This window comes from Pantoea nemavictus (genome assembly GCF_037479095.1).
Taxonomy (GTDB): Bacteria; Pseudomonadota; Gammaproteobacteria; order Enterobacterales; family Enterobacteriaceae; genus Pantoea; species Pantoea nemavictus.
The window spans coordinates 2,293,444-2,311,689 of the sequence record NZ_JBBGZW010000001.1 but is presented as its reverse complement, the minus strand read 5'-3'; the positions used below and the strand labels follow the sequence as shown (position 1 = coordinate 2,311,689).

17 protein-coding genes are annotated in these 18,246 nt (G+C 56.0%); 4 read left to right on the top strand and 13 right to left on the bottom strand.

What is annotated here, in order from left to right; genetic code table 11:
- Window positions 1–94: 94 nt before the first annotated feature.
- The gene (locus WH298_RS10565; RefSeq protein ID WP_009127869.1) at window positions 95–958 is read right to left on the bottom strand and encodes a carboxylate/amino acid/amine transporter; all 864 of its coding nucleotides are present in this window, start codon (window positions 956–958) and stop codon (window positions 95–97) included.
- Between the two features lie 338 nt (window positions 959–1,296).
- Here WH298_RS10565 and glpT point away from each other — a divergent pair, with 338 nt between their 5' ends.
- Entirely contained in the window at window positions 1,297–2,637 is a 1,341-nt protein-coding gene (gene glpT, locus WH298_RS10560) for a glycerol-3-phosphate transporter (protein WP_049852319.1), read from the top strand.
- Between the two features lie 33 nt (window positions 2,638–2,670).
- Here the strand turns inward: glpT and yigL are convergent, their stop codons facing one another.
- Both yigL and pldB read right to left on the bottom strand, forming a co-directional pair.
- Entirely contained in the window at window positions 2,671–3,471 is an 801-nt protein-coding gene (gene yigL / locus WH298_RS10555; RefSeq protein WP_009127864.1) for a sugar/pyridoxal phosphate phosphatase YigL, read from the bottom strand.
- 37 nt (window positions 3,472–3,508) lie between these two features.
- Window positions 3,509–4,501 (bottom strand): lysophospholipase L2, encoded by a 993-nt coding sequence (gene pldB, locus WH298_RS10550; RefSeq protein WP_009127862.1) that lies wholly within the window; start codon window positions 4,499–4,501, stop codon window positions 3,509–3,511.
- A gap of 104 nt (window positions 4,502–4,605) precedes the next feature.
- Between pldB and rhtB the strand changes: the two genes are divergently transcribed.
- The gene (rhtB, locus tag WH298_RS10545; protein ID WP_009127860.1) at window positions 4,606–5,229 is read left to right on the top strand and encodes a homoserine/homoserine lactone efflux protein; all 624 of its coding nucleotides are present in this window, start codon (window positions 4,606–4,608) and stop codon (window positions 5,227–5,229) included.
- A gap of 138 nt (window positions 5,230–5,367) precedes the next feature.
- Here the strand turns inward: rhtB and rhtC are convergent, their stop codons facing one another.
- Genes rhtC through pldA form a run of 3 tightly spaced genes read right to left on the bottom strand, consistent with a single transcriptional unit; the run spans window position 5,368 to window position 8,733 of the window.
- Window positions 5,368–5,991, bottom strand: coding sequence for a threonine export protein RhtC (rhtC, locus tag WH298_RS10540; RefSeq protein WP_049852317.1), 624 nt, complete (start codon window positions 5,989–5,991; stop codon window positions 5,368–5,370).
- A gap of 12 nt (window positions 5,992–6,003) precedes the next feature.
- On the bottom strand, window positions 6,004–7,830 hold the full coding sequence (gene recQ, locus WH298_RS10535) for an ATP-dependent DNA helicase RecQ (protein ID WP_180822824.1): 1,827 nt from the start codon (window positions 7,828–7,830) through the stop codon (window positions 6,004–6,006).
- A 24-nt stretch (window positions 7,831–7,854) separates the two neighbouring features.
- The gene (gene pldA / locus WH298_RS10530) at window positions 7,855–8,733 is read right to left on the bottom strand and encodes a phospholipase A (protein WP_009127855.1); all 879 of its coding nucleotides are present in this window, start codon (window positions 8,731–8,733) and stop codon (window positions 7,855–7,857) included.
- A gap of 165 nt (window positions 8,734–8,898) precedes the next feature.
- On the opposite strand from pldA, the gene WH298_RS10525 reads away from it, so the two are divergent.
- Window positions 8,899–9,369: a thioesterase family protein gene (locus WH298_RS10525; RefSeq protein ID WP_008105780.1), complete on the top strand. Its 471-nt coding sequence runs from the start codon at window positions 8,899–8,901 to the stop codon at window positions 9,367–9,369.
- Between the two features lie 22 nt (window positions 9,370–9,391).
- Window positions 9,392–10,291: an EamA family transporter RarD gene (gene rarD / locus WH298_RS10520; RefSeq protein ID WP_049852315.1), complete on the top strand. Its 900-nt coding sequence runs from the start codon at window positions 9,392–9,394 to the stop codon at window positions 10,289–10,291.
- Here the strand turns inward: rarD and WH298_RS10515 are convergent.
- From WH298_RS10515 to dapF, 7 genes are all read right to left on the bottom strand, one after another.
- Window positions 10,262–11,314: an AbrB family transcriptional regulator gene (locus WH298_RS10515; RefSeq protein ID WP_180822823.1), complete on the bottom strand. Its 1,053-nt coding sequence runs from the start codon at window positions 11,312–11,314 to the stop codon at window positions 10,262–10,264. The genes rarD and WH298_RS10515 overlap by 30 nt on opposite strands.
- A 169-nt stretch (window positions 11,315–11,483) precedes the next feature.
- Complete coding sequence (gene corA / locus WH298_RS10510) at window positions 11,484–12,437, bottom strand: magnesium/cobalt transporter CorA (protein ID WP_009127850.1); 954 nt, start codon at window positions 12,435–12,437, stop codon at window positions 11,484–11,486.
- Between the two features lie 311 nt (window positions 12,438–12,748).
- Window positions 12,749–14,911 (bottom strand): DNA helicase II, encoded by a 2,163-nt coding sequence (uvrD, locus tag WH298_RS10505; protein ID WP_049852314.1) that lies wholly within the window; start codon window positions 14,909–14,911, stop codon window positions 12,749–12,751.
- Window positions 14,912–15,083: 172 nt separating this feature from the next.
- Window positions 15,084–15,800, bottom strand: coding sequence for a 5-amino-6-(5-phospho-D-ribitylamino)uracil phosphatase YigB (yigB, locus tag WH298_RS10500; RefSeq protein ID WP_009127845.1), 717 nt, complete (start codon window positions 15,798–15,800; stop codon window positions 15,084–15,086).
- Window positions 15,800–16,708, bottom strand: a complete 909-nt coding sequence (gene xerC, locus WH298_RS10495; protein ID WP_180822822.1) for a tyrosine recombinase XerC — start codon at window positions 16,706–16,708, stop codon at window positions 15,800–15,802. The genes yigB and xerC overlap by 1 nt, the downstream gene beginning before the upstream one ends.
- Window positions 16,705–17,409 (bottom strand): DUF484 domain-containing protein, encoded by a 705-nt coding sequence (locus WH298_RS10490; RefSeq protein ID WP_009127841.1) that lies wholly within the window; start codon window positions 17,407–17,409, stop codon window positions 16,705–16,707. Before WH298_RS10490 ends, xerC begins: the two co-directional genes overlap by 4 nt.
- Window positions 17,406–18,230 (bottom strand): diaminopimelate epimerase, encoded by an 825-nt coding sequence (gene dapF / locus WH298_RS10485; RefSeq protein ID WP_180822821.1) that lies wholly within the window; start codon window positions 18,228–18,230, stop codon window positions 17,406–17,408. The genes WH298_RS10490 and dapF overlap by 4 nt, the downstream gene beginning before the upstream one ends.
- Between the last annotated feature and the right edge of the window lie 16 nt (window positions 18,231–18,246).

Here is an 18,246-nt window from a genome sequence, read left to right as displayed (position 1 = left end):
GCCAACGCTTCGCATTGTGCAAAAACGCTCCCGGCGTTTTTGTCCATGGCTCGGATGCTTTGCTCCTCTGCCGCGCTATCCCTTCCCTTTTAACTTAGGCGCCGCTTTTCTTGCCCAACACCCAGCGTTTATGCACATAAAGCGAGGCGAAGATTACGGCAGCACCGGCGATAAAACTCGGCCAATGCGGTGTTTCCTGCCAAATCGCCAGGTTCACCAGTAAACCCGCCGGCACATGCATATTGTTCATAATGCCCAAGGTGCCCGCATCCACCTGCGTTGCGCCGTAGTTCCACATGAAGTAGCCCAAACCTGAAGCCGCAACCCCCAACCACACCAGAATGCCCCACTGCAGCGACGTAGTAGGCAGTTTGTTGGGATTGCCCCACAGGCTCCAGGCAATGACCGCGATGATCACCGCACCGAGATAGAACCATGAAAACGCGGTGTGCTGCGGCATTGGGCGGGTTTCCTGCAGACGTTTGTAGCCCACCATACCAATGGCAAAACAGATATTCGCCGCCTGCACCAACAGTAAGCCAAACCAGAAATGATCGCTGACTTTGTCGTAACGAATAATCGCCGCGCCAATCACTGCCAACATAGCGCTGAAGGCATAGCCGATACGCAGCGGACGTCGGCTGAGCAAATCGTAAATCAGCGTGACATACAGCGGCGTCATGACGGTGAACAGCAGAAACTCCGTGACGCTCAGATACAGGTAAGCCTCAAAGCTCAGCAGATACATGATGCCGAGTTGCAGCATGCCCACCAGCATATACAGCAGGATGGTTGAGGCACGATAGCCACGCCAGCGCAGGAATGGCAGGAAGACGATAGCGGCGAGCGCTAAGCGCATCAGCACGGAGAACCAGGAGTCCACCTGCCCAGCCAAATATTCCCCGATTAAACTGAAGGAAAAAGCCCACAGAATGGTGGTAACGATCAGTAACAGCACGGTAACGATCCCAAAATGAACAGTGGCGCTAGTGTAAACAAACTGTCGCTATTGAGCTGAACTATCTGGTTTACAATAGCGCAAAATTGCGTCAATTAATGCTCATCGCTTCGCTTTTTAACCACACTAAAATGCGCGAAATACAACATTTACTGGTTTTTATCGCTCTTTACCGTCATCAAACTGTAACAAATGTGTCACACATCACAGTAACCGTGCGTGACCATCACTATTCTTTGCGCGAAATGGAAATATCACCTTTCCGTTTATAACGTTGCCGTAATTGCCCCAACCTGCTGGGAACTCATAACTATATCGCGCCCTGGAGGGCCACACTCATGTTGAGTATCTTCAAACCTGCACCGCATCGGCCCCAGGTGGCAGATGATCGTGTCGATCCGCTCTATCGTCGTCTGCGCTGGCAAATTTTCCTGGGAATTTTCTTCGGCTATGCGGCTTACTATTTAGTGCGCAAGAACTTTGCGTTAGCCATGCCGTATCTGGTTGAGCAGGGTTTTTCACGCGGCGATCTCGGTTTTGCGTTGTCGGGTATTTCCATCGCGTATGGCTTTTCGAAATTCATTATGGGTTCAGTGTCGGACCGCTCGAATCCACGCGTGTTTTTGCCCGCCGGATTGATCCTCGCTGCGGCGGTGATGTTGTTTATGGGCTTCGTGCCGTGGGCGACATCGAGCATCATGGTGATGTTCGTGCTGCTGTTCCTGTGCGGCTGGTTCCAGGGCATGGGTTGGCCGCCTTGCGGACGCACCATGGTGCACTGGTGGTCGCAGAAGGAGCGCGGCGGCATTGTCTCGGTGTGGAACTGCGCGCATAACGTCGGCGGCGGCATTCCACCGTTGCTGTTCCTGCTCGGTATGGCGTGGTTCAACGACTGGAAAGCAGCGCTGTATATGCCGGCGTTTGGCGCCATCATCATCGCGATCTTTGCTTTCGCCCTGATGCGTGATACGCCGCAATCCTGCGGATTACCGCCGATTGAAGCCTGGAAGAACGATTATCCGCCGGATTACAACGAGAACCACGAGCAGGAGCTGACGGCGAAGCAGATTTTCATGCAGTACATTCTGCCTAATAAGCTGCTGTGGTACATCGCGCTGGCCAACGTGTTTGTTTACCTGCTGCGCTACGGCATTCTCGACTGGTCGCCCACCTACCTGAAAGAGGTGAAGCACTTCACGCTGGATAAGTCCTCGTGGGCCTACTTCTTCTACGAATATGCCGGCATCCCCGGCACGCTGCTGTGCGGCTGGATGTCCGACAAAGTGTTCCGAGGCAATCGTGGCGCCACTGGCGTGTTCTTTATGACGCTGGTGACCATCGCCACCGTGGTCTATTGGCTCAACCCGCCGGGCAATCCCGGCATCGATATGCTGTGCATGATTGTGATCGGCTTCCTGATTTACGGGCCGGTGATGTTGATTGGCTTGCACGCGCTGGAGCTAGCACCGAAAAAAGCGGCGGGAACCGCGGCGGGCTTTACCGGACTGTTTGGCTATCTTGGCGGATCGGTGGCGGCGAGTGCGATTGTCGGCTACACCGTCGATTACTTCGGCTGGGATGGCGGCTTCATCGTGATGATTGGCGGATCGGTGCTGGCGGTGATTCTGCTGCTGCTCACCATGGTGAGCGAGCATAAGCACAAAAAACAGATGGCATAACGAGTATGGGCCGGTGATCGCCGGCCCATTTTTTTACGCGAGGAACAGCTTGCGCAGCGTATGCGGCACCGCATCTTCCGCATTGCTACCAATCACTTCCAGCGTTGGCAAGGTGTCTTTCAGACGCTGCTGGCCATTACGCATGATGCAGCCTTTGCCTGACATGCTCAGCATCTCCACATCATTCATGCCGTCGCCGAAGGCGATGCACTCTTTCAGCGAGTGACCCAGCTGCTTAGACACAGCTTCCAGCGCATGACCTTTCGAAACGCCGCCCGCCATCACTTCCAGACAGGTCGGCAGTGAGAAGCTGACATTCACACGATCGCCCCAGCGCGCTTCAATCGCCTGTTCCAGCGGAATCAAACGCTGCGGATCTTCACAGGTGAAGAACACTTTACTGATGCCATCGGTCGGCAGCATCCCTGGCTGGTAAACCTGATAGTTGAAGTCAGATTCGCGGAAATAGTCCTGTTCATCCGGACGATGACGGCTCATGAACCATTCGTCGTCGCGATAGACGTGCGTCAGGATGTGTTCATCATGATATTGCAGGCCATACAGATCGCTGGCGATATCGGCATCAAGGTTATGGCTGAACACCAGTTCGCCAGCAGCGTTGTGTACGCGCGCGCCGTTGGACGTGATCATGTAAGCCGGAATGGCGAGCTTATCGCGCATCTGCCCGACGTCGATATAGTGACGGCCGGTGGCAAAAACAAAGTGAATGTCACGCGCCACCAGCTCCTGCAGCGTAGTACGCGCGAACGGGGTTAAACGGTGTTCCGGAGAGAGCAGCGTGCCATCCAGGTCGGATGCGACGATGTGATACATGTAAACCTCGGGTGTTGATATCGGAAAATAAAATTGATTAAGCGTGATGCTCGAAGAAATCCACCACTGCGTTCAGCGCTTCGGCGCGCATCGCGTCTTTTTCGAACAAGATCTCATGACGCGCTCCTGTTATCACATACGGCGCGTTGCCCGCGCAGGGATGCCCCGCTTCGGCCATCGCCGTACAAAAGAGATCCTGTGAGCGGTTATCTACCACATCATCTTCGCTGGCCTGCAGCAGCAAGGTTGGTGTAGTGATGTTCGCTATCTGACTAAAAATGTTGCGCCCGGCCTGTACGCCTTCACGCACCCAATGATAGGTCGGTCCACCCACGCGAATGGCCGGGTCATCGGCGTAGAAACGCAGGTTGCGGCGATAGCGTTCGCGACTATGCGTCAGGCGGTTAATGCCAAAAGGATTCGCGCGCCAGCGGCCGGTGCCCAGCGCGTAACCTTCACGCAGCGCAGGCAGTTTTTCTGTCCAGTCGAGAATGCGGTGCGCCATCCAGTCTGGCAGCGGCAGCACAATACCAAACATCGGTGCGGAAAATACCGCGGCGTGAAACGCCTGCGGCTGACGCGCCAGAAACAGTGCCAAAATCGCCCCACCCATTGAGTGGGCCAGCACGTAGCGCTGCTGATAATGTGAGCTGATGATCTCTTTCAGATACAGTGTTTCCAGATCGTCAACATAGTCGCTAAATTCCACCACATGACCGCGATGCGAATCTTCGAGCAGACGTTCGGATCGTCCCTGACCACGATGATCGAGAATCACCACATCGTAGCCGCAATGGAAAAGGTCATAAGCCAGTTCGGGATACTTGATATAGCTTTCAATGCGGCCAGGCACGACCAGAATGACACGGCGATGTTGCGGTGAGGTGAAACGGACGTAGCGGATCTTCAGGTTGCCGACGCCGGTGAATTCACACTCTTCACGGCGACGCCAGAAGTCGAGCAGCGGACCGGTGGCAAAGGCCGAAAAGCCTCGCTCACGCCCGAGCCAACTCTGTTTATGATGCTGCATCCGTCCCCCTGAAAAAAACGTGATTGGCACACAAGTGCTGCGTAGCGTGCCGCGATTTTCTGTCGTATTGTGTCACACTTCGCTAACTTCAGGGAATGTCACACATGACCATTGAATGGTGGTTAACCTACTTGCTGACCACAACCATCCTTAGCCTTTCGCCCGGTTCCGGCGCGATTAACACCATGAGCACCGGCATTAGTCACGGCTATCGCGGCGCGGTGGCATCGATTACCGGTTTGCAGCTGGGCCTGGCCATTCATATCGTGCTGGTCGGCGCCGGTTTGGGCGCGCTGTTTTCCCAATCGCTGCTGGCCTTTGAAGTGCTGAAGTGGGCCGGTGCAGCCTATCTGGTGTGGCTAGGGATTCAGCAATGGCGTTCCGCGGGCGGTATCGATCTTGATGCCGTAGCCAAAGCGATGCCGCGTCGTCGCCTGTTTAAGCGTGCGGTGCTGGTGAATCTCACCAACCCGAAAAGCATCGTGTTTCTCGCCGCGCTGTTCCCGCAGTTTATTCAGCCGCACCAGCCGCAGCTCATGCAGTATTTGGTACTTGGCGTCACCACCATCGTGGTCGATATCATCGTGATGATTGGTTACGCCACGCTGGCTACACGCATCGCCGGTTGGATTAAAGGACCGAAGCAGATGAAGCTGCTGAACCGTACCTTTGGTGGATTATTTATGGCGGTAGGCGCGCTGTTAGCCAGCGCCCGCAAAATGGCTTAGAGGAAATCGCCACCGATCTCAAAGCCGTCGGTGGCGCAGCCAGTTCGGTGCCGGCCAGCGCGCAGACCCCGCAGCGTACACGTAGTACGTGAGGAGGGCGAGCACTGCCCGGTGCCGAAATGGCAAGTAAACCAGGCTTTATCGCGAAATAATCAGATGAATACCAAACCCGGCAAACAATACACCCGCCATGCCATCCACCCACTTCGCCATCCGCTGATACTTATCACGCATCCACGGCATGGCGAAAATCGCCGCCACCAGCGTAAACCACGCGAACGTCTCACCAATAATCAGCAGGAATAAGCCCCAGCGCTCCATCGCGCCCACGTCGTTGCCGACGAACAGCGAGAACACGCTACCGAAGTAGATGATCGCTTTAGGGTTAGACAAGTTCGTCAGAAAACCTTTCAGGAAGCTCATGCCGCGTTTCGGCAGCTCAACCACTGGCGCTTCCGTTTGCGGCTGCTTATGACGCTGACGCGCCGAGCGCATCAGCTGCCAGCCCATCCACAGCAGATATAATCCGCCACCAACCATAATAATCTCGTGCAGCCAGGCCATTTTTTCGAGGATCAGATGCAGGCCCATCAGCGCGACGCCAGCCCAAATCACAATGCCTAACGTAATGCCCAGTACACCCATCATCGCCTCTTTACGCGATCGGCTCGCGGCCGTTTGCGACACAAAGAAGAAGTCCGGGCCAGGACTCATCAGCGCAACCAGATGCACCAGCGCGACGGTAGCGAATAACATCAGCATGAATTTTTTCCTTTAACCTTCATCAACATGTTCTTTGATCATCACCAGGAACGGTTTACCAAAACGTTCCAGTTTGCGATGACCGACGCCGTTCACGCTGAGCATTTCTGACGCGCTAATCGGCATTTGTTCTGCCATTTCAATCAGCGTGGCATCGTTAAATACCACGTAAGGCGGAATGTTCTCTTCGTCGGCAATGGCTTTGCGCAGCTTACGCAGCTTGGCAAACAGTTGACGATCGTAATTGCCGCTGTGCACTTTCGGCGAGCTGCTGCCACGTGTTTTCACCGTAACGATGCGCGGCACTGCCAGCATCAGCGGTACCTCGGCACGCAGTATCGGACGCGCCGCTTCAGTCAACTGCAATGCCGAGTGCATGGCGATGTTTTGCGTCACCATGCCGAGATGGATTAACTGACGCAGCACGCTGATCCAGTGTTCATGGCTGTGTTCGCGGCCTAAACCGTACACTGGCAATTTATCGTGGCCGTTGTCGCGGATACGCTGATTACTGGCACCGCGCAAAACTTCAACAATATAGCCCATCCCAAAGCGCTGACCGGTACGATAGATGCTCGACAGCGCCTTTTGCGCTTCCAGCAAGCCGTCGTAGCGACGTGGCGGATCGAGGCAGATATCGCAGTTGTCGCACTGCTGCTGGCGACCTTCGCCGAAATAGTTCAGCAGCACCAGACGACGGCAGGTTTGCGCTTCCGCAAATGCACCCATCGCGTTGAGCTTGTGGCGTTCAATATCCTGCAGCGGGCCGGGCACTTTCTCTTCCAGACATTTACGCAGCCACGCCATATCCGCCGGATCGTAGAGCATCATCGCTTCGGCAGGCAGGCCATCTCGTCCGGCGCGGCCGGTTTCCTGATAATAGGATTCGATGTTGCGCGGGATATCGAAGTGCACCACAAAACGCACGTTGGGTTTGTTGATGCCCATACCGAACGCCACGGTGGCGACCACAATTTGCAAGTCATCACGCTGAAACGCTTCCTGCACGCTGGCGCGCTGCGCGCTATCGATGCCGGCGTGATAGGCGCCAACACTCAAGCCGCGACTTTGCAGCCGCGCGGCAGTGTCTTCCACTTTGGCACGGCTGTTACAGTAAATAATGCCGCTTTTGCCGCGCTGATCCTGCACATAACGCAGTAACTGTTCGGTGGGTTTGAATTTCTCCACCAGCGTGTAGCGAATATTCGGACGGTCAAAGCTGCTGATTTGAATCAGCGGATCGTCCATCTGCAGCAGATGGGCGATATCGTTACGCGTGGTTTCATCGGCGGTGGCGGTTAACGCCATTACCGGCAGATGCGGGAAGTGCTGACGCAGCTGGCCGATCGAGCCATATTCCGGACGGAAATCGTGGCCCCATTGCGAAATACAGTGCGCTTCATCCACCGCCAGCATCACCGGATTCCACTGGTGCAGGCTGTCGAGGAAGTTGTCCATCATCAGGCGTTCAGGCGCGATATACAGCAACTTCAGCTTGCCGCTGCGGCAATCCGCAAACACCTGCTGTTGCTGCTCACGCGTCTGCGTCGAGTTAAGGCACGCCGCAGCGACGCCGTTGGCCAGCAGCTGATCAACCTGATCTTTCATCAGTGAAATCAGCGGTGAAACCACCAGCGTCAGCCCTTCACGCACCAGCGCCGGGATTTGATAGCACAGCGATTTGCCGCCGCCGGTTGGCATCACTACCAGACAATCACGCCCTGCAAGCGCAGTTTCAATGATGTTTTGCTGACCGGGACGGAACTGCTGATAGCCGAAGGTATCTTGTAATACCTGCTGCGCCAGCATTTCCTGATTGAGCACTGCCGATGTTGCCACGGTAATCCTGTATTTTTTTACGGGTTAGAACAGATCGTTGAGCGTTACGCCCACGCCGAAACGCGTCTGGCGATGGTTATAGTCGATCAAAGATTCACCATAACCGCTGAAGACCTGCGTGTAAAAGCGCACGTGTTCAGAGATTGGGTAGCTCCAGGCGAAGGTTGCACCGCCGAAGCCGCTGTTCCAGTTGTAGTTACCTTCCACGCTGAAAATGCTGTCGCCCATCATGTAGCCAAGCTTAGCGCGGTAGTAACCCATGTATTTGGTGATGTCCGGGTTATCGTCATTGCTTTCACTTTCTGGCAGACGATACCAGGGTTTGATCTCCGCGAGAAGGTTGCCGTTTTCTGCCATTAAGCGGGCATAAACACGGTTCCAGCTGCGTGAGGTCGGTTCGCTGCGACCGTTCGACTGATGGACAAGGCCGGTTTCCACATCGCGTAACGTCCAGCCGGCGAAGGTGTAATCGGTCGCCCAGCCGAGGAAAATCTGCGGCTCATAATCGGTTTCACGGAACGGCGATGAAGCGCCACGGTTTGAGAGCTGCCACCACGAACGCTGAGTATAGGATGCGGCCAGCACTGAGTTATCGCCTAAAATGCCGCGCCACAGCGGAAATGCCAGGCTGAGCTGGAATTTTACTTCATCATTTTTCGCTTTGTCTGCCCAGTTGTACGAAGAGATCGCCTCTTTGTTCATATCTGTGGTGTAGGTATAAAGCAGGTAGTTATTTTCGTAAGGATAAAGCACGAACGGGTTATCGTGTTTCTCCAGCAGGTTAGCGATAATGCTGCCCCTCACTGCCGGTGCATCATGAACCTCTTTTATCGTGGCTTCGTCGGCCTGCGCCAGGGCAGGAAGGATCAGTGCCGCTGCCAGCAAGGCGTAATGCTTACGCATAGAATTCTCCAGAGAACTGCGTGTCGTAATCGTCAAAGGACGGTTCAAAAAGCAGGCCATTCTACACGCAAATTCAGCGGTTGATCAGCGCCGATTTCCGAAACTGGAAAGCGGCTCGAACGCGGCATAATATACACAACTCGTTAACATTTTAAGGCAGGAATTATGTCATCCCCGTTGCTGACACAGCAGGAAGCGCGCCGTCTGATTGGCGAAATTTTTGTTTATCACATGCCCTTCAATCAGGCGCTCGGATTAGAGCTGGATCGACTGGAAGCGGATTATGCCGAACTGGGCTTTGCCAATAAAACCATGCTGGTGGGCAATGCGGCGCAGCAAATTTTGCACGGCGGCGTGATTGCCTCGGTGCTGGATGTAGCCGCCGGGCTGGTGTGCGTCAGCTATGCGCTGACGCGCCAGGAGAGTATTACCGAAGAAGAGCTGCGCCAGCGCCTTTCACGCATGGGCACCATTGATATGCGGGTGGATTATCTGCGTCCCGGCCGCGGTGAGCGCTTTATCGCCACCAGCAGCCTACTGCGCGGCGGCAATAAAGTCGCCGTAGCGCGCGTGGAATTACATAACCAGCAAGGCGATTACATCGCTACCGCTACCGCGACTTATATGATTGGCTGATTGCCACCTTTTGGATGTGATGATGGATACGCAACAAACTCGCCAGGGTATCGGCTACGCGCTTGGCGCTTACTTCATTTGGGGCATCGCACCGGCTTACTTCAAACTGGTTAAAGAAGTTCCTGCCACCGAAATCATGACGCATCGCGTGATTTGGTCAGCGCTGTTTATGCTGCTGCTGATCACCTTAAGCCGCAGCTGGACGCAGGTGCGCAGCGTGCTGGCTCAGCCGAAAAAAGTGCTGCTACTGGCGCTGACCGCTGTAACCATTGGCGGCAACTGGCTGCTGTTTATCTGGGCGGTAAACAATCAGCATATGCTGGAGGCGAGTCTTGGATACTTTATCAACCCGCTGATTAACGTGGTGTTTGGCATGCTGTTTCTGCGCGAGCGCTTCCGTCGTTTGCAGTGGCTGGCGGTGTTGCTGGCGACAACCGGCGTGTTGGTGCAGCTGTGGCAATTCGGTTCGCTGCCGATTATCGGTCTTGGCCTGGCATTTAGCTTTGCCTTGTACGGCTTGGTACGCAAAAAGATTCAGGTGGATGCGCAGAGCGGCATGCTGATCGAGACGCTGTGGCTGTTTCCGCTGGCGGCAATTTATCTGTTTGGCTTCGCCGACAGCGCCACCAGCCATCTCAGTGCTAACGCCATGAGCCTCAATCTCAAGCTGATCGCAGCGGGAATCATTACCACCATTCCGCTGATGCTGTTTGCGGCAGCCTGCGCGCGTCTGCGCTTATCGACCGTGGGTTTCTTCCAGTACCTTGGCCCGACGCTGATGTTCCTGCTGGCGGTGATCTTCTACGGCGAGAGCCTGACACCCGACAAGATGGTGACCTTCGGCTTCATCTGGCTGGCACTCGCCGTGTTTATTATTGATGCGGTGGCGTTTTCAGCTCGCTCGCGGGTGCGCATAGCGTGAAATAAAACGCGCCAGCGCCGGGCCGGTTAGCAAGATGGTGAACAGACGCAGTGTCTGTAGCGCCATGACAAAAGCGATATCGACCCGGCTGCCGGCAGCGATTATCGCGACGGTATCCAGCCCACCCGGGCTGGTTGCCAGATATGCGGTCATCAGATCAACATGCAGCACGCGCGTCAGCATCCAGGCTAATCCGCCGCACAACAGCATCAAGCCAAATATCGACACCAGCATTTGTGGCAAGGTGCGCAGCGCCAGCAGGAAGATCGGGCGGGTAAAACGCAATCCTACGCTCCAGCCAATCAGCGCATAGGCCAGCGCCAGCAGCCATTCCGGCACCTGCAAGGTCGCCACATCGGTGCCGTGCAGCACCGCGCCAATCAGCGCCGGTAGCAGCAATGCACCCGAAGGAATGCGTAACCGTTGCCCGAGCCAGGCACCGGCAAACATCACCACCAGCGTTAACAGGAAGCTACTTTGCAGTGTGGGAAACCACACCAGATCCGCCGCGCCACCGCTGGAGTCGAGGCCAATGCGCGCCACCACCGCCGCAGCCGTCGCGACAAACAGCACGCGCAAATACTGCATAAACGCGACCAGCCGCACATCCGCACCGAAATCACCGGCCATCGCCACCATCGCTGAGGCGCCGCCGGGCGACGATCCCCATGCGCCGGTGGGTCCCGGCAAATTACTGAAGCGCACCAGCAGAAAACCCGACAGGCCGCTGGCCGCTAACGTCAACACCAGCACCGCCAGCACCACCGGCCAATCCTGGATTAGCGGCGTGAGAATCCCTGGCGATAAGCTTTGGCCGATCATGCAGCCAAGCACTGCCTGTGCCAGCACAAAGAAACGTTTATCAATGCGAACGGTAGCGCCGCACAAGCCCATAACGGTACCGACGATCATCGGACCAAGCAGCAAGGCCGCAGGAAGGTGGAACAGCTGGAGAATGATCCCCAGTACTAACGATGCAATCAGCAGAATGGTCCACTGAAGTCGCAGGGAGAAGCGCGCCATAGGGTGGAATCAGAAAGAAAACAGAACCAACAGGTTACGCAGAAATGGGGAACAGCGCTAGTTTATGGGCTACTGCTAAGCGCTTTCCGGTCGCCATAAATGGCGACCCTACGTTTTCAGGAGCGATTTTGTAGGGTCGTCATTCATGACGACCAAGGCGTGCAGCAGGTTACAACCAGTTTTTGCGCTTGAAATAGAGGTACGGCGCCAGCCCGGCGAGGATCATCAGGCTGATTGCGCCCGGATAACCAAAGCTCCATTTCAGTTCAGGCATAAACTCGAAGTTCATACCGTAGCTTGATGCCACCAGCGTTGGCGGCAGGAACACCACCGAAACCACCGAGAAGATCTTGATGATGCGGTTCTGCTCGATGTTGATGAAGCCCATCGCCGCCTGCATCAGGAAGTTAACCTTCTGGAACAGCGATTCGTTATGCGGTAGCAGTGATTCGATATCGCGCAGGATTTCACGCGCCTGCTCCAGCTGATTGCTCGGCAGACGTGCCTTGCGCACCAGGAAGTTGAGCGCACGTTGCGTATCCATCAGACACAAACGCACCTTCCAGCCGATATCTTCCAGCTCCGCCAAACGCGACAGCGCCTGGTCGTACTCTTCGCCCTGCTGGCCTTCCATGATCACCCGGCTGAGTTTCTCCAGCGCGCTATAGATGTTCTCGATCTCATCCGCCAGCTGTTCGATTTTTGTTTCGAACAGATCGAGCAGCAGTTCATAGGCGTTACCATCGGTCAGCGTCTGGTTGCGCGCACGCATGCGATAGAGGCGGAACGCCGGCAGTTCACGTTCACGCAGCGTGTACAGGCGATCTTCGCGAATGGTAAATGCCACGGTGGAGTTGCCGGCATGATCTTCGGCATCTTCAAAGAAGAAGAAGGAGTGAATGTGCAGGCCGTCTTCGTCTTCGAAGAAGCGCGCCGAGGCTTCGATGTCTTCCAGTTCCGGACGCGTCGCCAGACTCTGGCCGAGTTCACACTGCACGCGATCGCGTTCGCTGTCGTCGGGTTCGATCAGATCGACCCACACCGAGGTGTTGAGTTTGTCGTTATCTTCTTCCAGCTCGATGCGCGTCAGACGATTACGATCGAGTTTAAATGCGCTCAGCATAGCAATAACTCCCCATTTTTTTGGAATGGGACAAGGCGGTGAACCACTTTTTTATAGCGGGCACGGCGAAGCCTGAACACGGAAACTTTCGCTTCAAGGGTAAATCAGTGCTAACTCATGCGACGAGAGTAAAAAGGGAGGTCGCTGATAACCGCTAAGGCTACCAGCTAAAAGAGGTGACCTTAGGAGTTCCTGTTAAACAGGTGATTGAGCCAGCATCGACTGGGCGCGTCCAAGGCATTGTCCTCTCATGATAATAGTGCGCGCATGTTACGCTGAGACGAAAAAGTCGTCAAGGTAGCGCAACCGCGCTACACCGTTTCCAGACGGGCGTAAGCCGCCACCAGCCACTTGATTCCCTGACCCTGAAACGCTACCTGCAGACGGCTGTGTTCACCGCTGCCTTCCAGGTTAATAATGGTGCCTTCGCCGAACTTGGCATGTCGCACACGCTGACCGAGCGTGAAGCCACTGTCATTTTGCGCGATCGGCGTGCCCATGCGCTGATGACTCACCGGACGACTGACGCTGGCGCGCAAACGGACCTCTTCCACACACTCTTCCGGCAGCTCGCCGATGAAGCGTGAGGGGCGGTGATACACTTCCTTACCATAAAGGCGGCGAGTTTCGGCGTAGGTCAGCGTCAGTTTGACCATCGCGCGCGTCACGCCAACGTAGGCCAGACGGCGCTCCTCTTCCAGACGCCCGCCTTCATCCAGCGACATCTGGCTTGGGAACATGCCCTCTTCCATGCCAACGATAAATACCTGACTGAACTCCAGCCCTTTTGCCGAGTGCATGGTCATCAATTGCACCGCATCCTGCCACTTGTCGGCCTGGCCTTCGCCCGCTTCCAACGCCGCATGTGACAGGAAGGCCTGCAGCGGCATGAGATCTTCGTCTTCATCCTGATAGCTGAACTGGCGCGTTGCCGTTACCAGTTCCTCAAGGTTTTCGATACGCGCCTGGCCTTTCTCGCCCTTCTCCTGCTCATACATGATCCATAAACCGGAGTCTTTAATCACGCGATCGGTTTGCACATGCAGCGGCATTTCGGCGGTTTCTGTGGCCAGTGAATCCACCAGTTCGCAGAAGCGTTGCAGTGCCGATGCGGCGCGTCCGGCCAAGGCTTTATTCTGTAATAGCTCGCGCGTTGCCTGCCACATTGTCAGTTGCTGTTCGCGCGCGGTCTGGCGTACCACGTCTAGCGTGCGATCGCCCACGCCGCGCACCGGCGTATTCACGACTCGCTCGAACGCCGCATCATCATTGCGATTGGCCATCAAACGCAGATAGGCCAGCGCATCTTTGATCTCCTGACGCTCGAAGAAGCGCATGCCGCCATAAATACGATACGGCATGCTGCCTTGCAGCAGCGCCTCTTCCAGCACGCGTGATTGGGCGTTGCTGCGGTAGAGAATGGCGCAATCCTGCAGCGCGTTGCCGTTCTCATGCCAGCTTTTGATGCGATTCACCACAAAGCGCGCTTCGTCCAGTTCATTGAACGCGCAGTAGAGCGAAATCTTTTCGCCGTCGCTACCGTCGGTCCACAGCTCTTTACCGAGGCGGCCATTGTTGTTGGCGATCAGCGTGTTAGCGGCTTTCAGAATGTTATTGGTCGAGCGATAGTTCTGCTCCAAACGAATGGTTTCTGCGCCTGGGAAGTCCTGCAGGAAGCGCTGGATGTTCTCCACCTGCGCACCGCGCCAGCCGTAAATCGACTGATCGTCATCGCCGACAATGATCACGCGGCCGGTATCGCCTGCCAGCATACGAATCCACGCGTACTGAATGTTGTTGGTATCCTGGAATTCATCCACCAGCACGTTGCTGAAACGCTCGCGGTAATGGTTCAGGATATGCGGCTTATTGAGCCACAGTTCATGGGCGCGCAGCAGCAGCTCGGCGAAATCGACTAATCCGGCACGATCGCAGGCTTCCTGATACGCCTGATAGATGCGCAGCCAGGTTTGCTCCACCGGATTGCCGTAGCTTTCGATATGTTTGGGACGCAGGCCTTCATCTTTTTTGCCGTTGATGTACCACATGCCCTGACGCGCAGGCCACTGTTTCTCATCAAGGTTCATCGCTTTGATCAGGCGTTTGAGCAGACGTAACTGATCGTCGCTATCGAGAATCTGGAAATCCTGCGGCAGACCGGCATCAAGGTGATGCGCGCGCAGTAAACGGTGCGCCAGGCCGTGGAAGGTACCAATCCACATGCCGCCCTGGCTGGTGCCGATCAGCTGATCGATACGGTGGCGCATCTCCGCCGCTGCTTTGTTGGTAAAGGTCACCGCCATAATCGAATAGGGCGAGCAGTTCTCTACCGACAACAGCCAGGCGATACGATGCACCAGCACGCGGGTTTTGCCACTGCCTGCTCCGGCCAGCACCAGCAGATTGCTACGCGGTGCGGCGACCGCCTCGCGCTGTTTGTCATTCAAGCCGTCAAGCAGTTCAGAAACGTCCATAAGCACCGTTTTAAGAATTAAGATACGTATCCAAAATCATTCAGCTTGCCGCAAGGCGGCAAGTGTGTGAATCCCCGGGAGCTTACATAAGTAAGTGACCGGGGTGAGCACGCGCAGCCAACGCAGCGCCAACTTGAATGATGATGGATACGACTGGATAAATTTACAGCTATTATAGCAGCGAGGTTAAAGATGCCAACCGATCAATTTCCACGTGCGGCAGCAGACGCGCATCGCCAATTTTCATTAGATTGCCTTCACGCAGATTGATCCAGCAGGCTTGCATGCCCGCACGTAGCGAACCGGCAACATCGGTGGTGAGATCGTCGCCAACGTGCAGAATGTGCTCGGGCGCGATGTTTAAACGCTCAGCGGCAAGGTGATACATATCCTGCCACGGCTTGGCGCGGCCGTGCGGACCGGCTCGCAGCGCGAACTGGAAGTAGTGATCGATGCCGAGCTTTTCCGGGCAGGCATTGCCGTTAGTGATCGCCACCAGCGGTACGCGCTCGCCCAGCCACGTCAGCGTTTGATGCGTCTCATCTGGCATCGTGACTTCGCTGCGCCACTGATGGAATACACTCATCACGTCGCTGGCACCGGCGCTAGCCTCTGCTGCGGATAAGCCGACATTGAGCAGCGCCAGCTCGACCGAGCGGCGGCGCCATTCGGACACGTCGTGATAAATTTCCGGCTCGCGCGCCAGCAACTCATTACGCAACGCCTGATAATCCGCCGGCGTGAATTCACGTAGCGCCGGGTGATAAGCCTGCAGTGCAGCATGCGATTCGGCAGTGGTTTTGCGGATGACGGGATGGTTGTCATACAGCGTGTCGTCGAGATCAAAGGTGATCGCCTTGATCGGGCCGAGCGGACGATAAAACTTCATTAAGACTTTCCTCGTTTGGCACGCGGATGGGCCGCATCATAAACCGTCGCCAGATGCTGGAAATCCAGATGGGTGTAGATTTGCGTGGTCGCCAGGTTAGCGTGGCCGAGCAGTTCCTGCACCGCGCGCAGATCGCCGCTCGATTCCAGCAAATGCGTGGCAAACGAGTGGCGCAGTTTATGCGGATGAATATGGCTGGCAACGCCCTGCTTAATGCCCCATTCGGCAAAGCGCTTCTGCACATTGCGCGTTGAAATCCGGCTGCCGCGGCTGGAGACAAACACCGCATCGTCCTGCGGCGCGAAGCTATCGCGCAGCGGTAACCAGTGCTGAATCCACGTCACCGCCGTGCCGCCAATCGGTACGCGGCGCTCTTTGCTGCCTTTACCCAGCACCCGCACTTCGCCCGCTTCCAAATCTATATGGCGGCAATCCATATTGACCAGCTCGGAGAGACGCAATCCGCCACCGTACATGGTTTCCAGCATCGCACGGTCGCGCACCGCCAGCGGATCGTTAAGGTCGATCTCCAGCAGTTGGTTAACTTCGTCGACATCCATGTTTTTCGGCAGGTGGCGCGCATTGCGCGGCGTGGAAATCCCTTTGGCGGGATTGGCGCTCAGCATGCCCTGATGGACTTGCCAGTCAAGAAAACTGCGCAGCGCCGACATGCGCAATGCCAGGCTGCTGGCGCCCAAACCGCCGCGACGGCTGCGCGCTGCCAGCGTGCGCACTTGCGCCGGCTCCAGCTGCGCCCAACTCGCCAGTTTCATTTCATCGGCCATTGCCATAATCGCCTGCAATTGCCGTTGGTAATTCTTTTGCGTCAGCGGGCTGAGCTGGCGTTCAACCTTCAGATATCGCAGAAAGTCATCCACAGCAGGCAGCAGCGTACTGACGCTACTCATGCGCGCTCTACCCAGCGTGACAGCAGATCCGGCAACATTTGCGCCAGATGCTGCAGCAGCAGCGTGCCCATGCCCGCCTGATAATGCTGATTATCGCGGCTGGTGAACATCAATATGCCCAGCTCGCCGCGCTCGCCCATCAACGACATCGCCACCGAACCAATCGCTTTAGCCTGCGGTAACAACAGCAACAATTCCGGGCCATTCAGACTGCCAAGATAGTGATGCTCATCGCCAAAGCGCTGAATACGCAGCGGTTCGAATGCCTGACGAGACAAGCCGAGTTGGGTGAAATCAGAGGGTGCGCCGATGTGCCATTTATCGTTGAACAGGCGCACATGCGCACCTGCCAAACCGAGTTCGCGCGCCCAGCGATGCAGACGCGTCAGCATCTCCTGCAGGCTGTCAGCGGCGGCGAGATGGCCTTGCAACGCCAGCAGGCGATCAAACAGCTGATGGTTGGCGGTGGCCTGCTCCATCAGCAGCGTGATCTCCTCTTCCAGCTGCTGGATGTGGTTGCGCTGACGCGCCATATGCCACTCCACCAGCGAAACGCTGCCGCGTACCGGATGCGGCACCATCATCTGTTCGACCTGGCGCGCGTTACGAATAAAGAAATCGGGATTTTGACGCAGAAATGCGCTTACCGATTGATCGTCCAGCAAAACCTCACTTGCGGTTTGCTCTTCGACATTTTTCATAGATGAATAAACCCATCGTAAACGTGTGTGGCTGGGCCGGTCATAAACAGCGGCTGCCCTTCCCCTTTCCAGGTGATATGCAGCGTTCCGCCGGGAAGATCGACGCGCACATTCTCCGCCAAAATGCCCTGCTGAACGCCGCAGGCAACCGCCGCACACGCGCCGCTACCGCAAGCCTGCGTTTCACCCGCGCCACGTTCGTACACGCGCAGGCGGATATGCTCACGATTAACCACTTCCATAAAACCGACATTTACGCGCTCCGGGAAGCGCTCGTGGCTTTCCAGTTCTGGACCCAGCGTTTCAACCGGCGCGGTTTTCACGCTTTCCACCTGAATTACGCAATGGGGATTGCCCATCGAAACTGCGCCAAACATTACGGTTTGCTCGGCAACGCGCTGCAAATAAAGGTTCTCGGCTTTATTGGCCCGCAGCGGTACGCTTTGCGGTTCGAAGTTGGGCTGGCCCATATTGACGCGCACCAGCTCATCATTGGTGACGCTGAGCACCATGCGGCCAGTTTGGGTACTGACGCGAATGTCGTTTTTGTTGGTCAATCCTTTCAGGCGCACGAAACGTGCGAAACAGCGCGCACCATTGCCGCACTGCGCGACTTCGCTGCCATCGGCGTTGAAAATGCGGTAGTGAAAATCGAGATCCGGATCGTAAGGCGGTTCGACGATCAGCAGCTGATCAAAACCGATCCCCAGATTTCTGTCCGCCAGGCGGCGAATCAGTTCCGGCGAAAAAAAGACGTTTTGTGTCACAGCATCCACAACCATAAAGTCGTTGCCGAGACCGTGCATTTTTGAGAACTGCATTTTCTGCTCCGCCGGA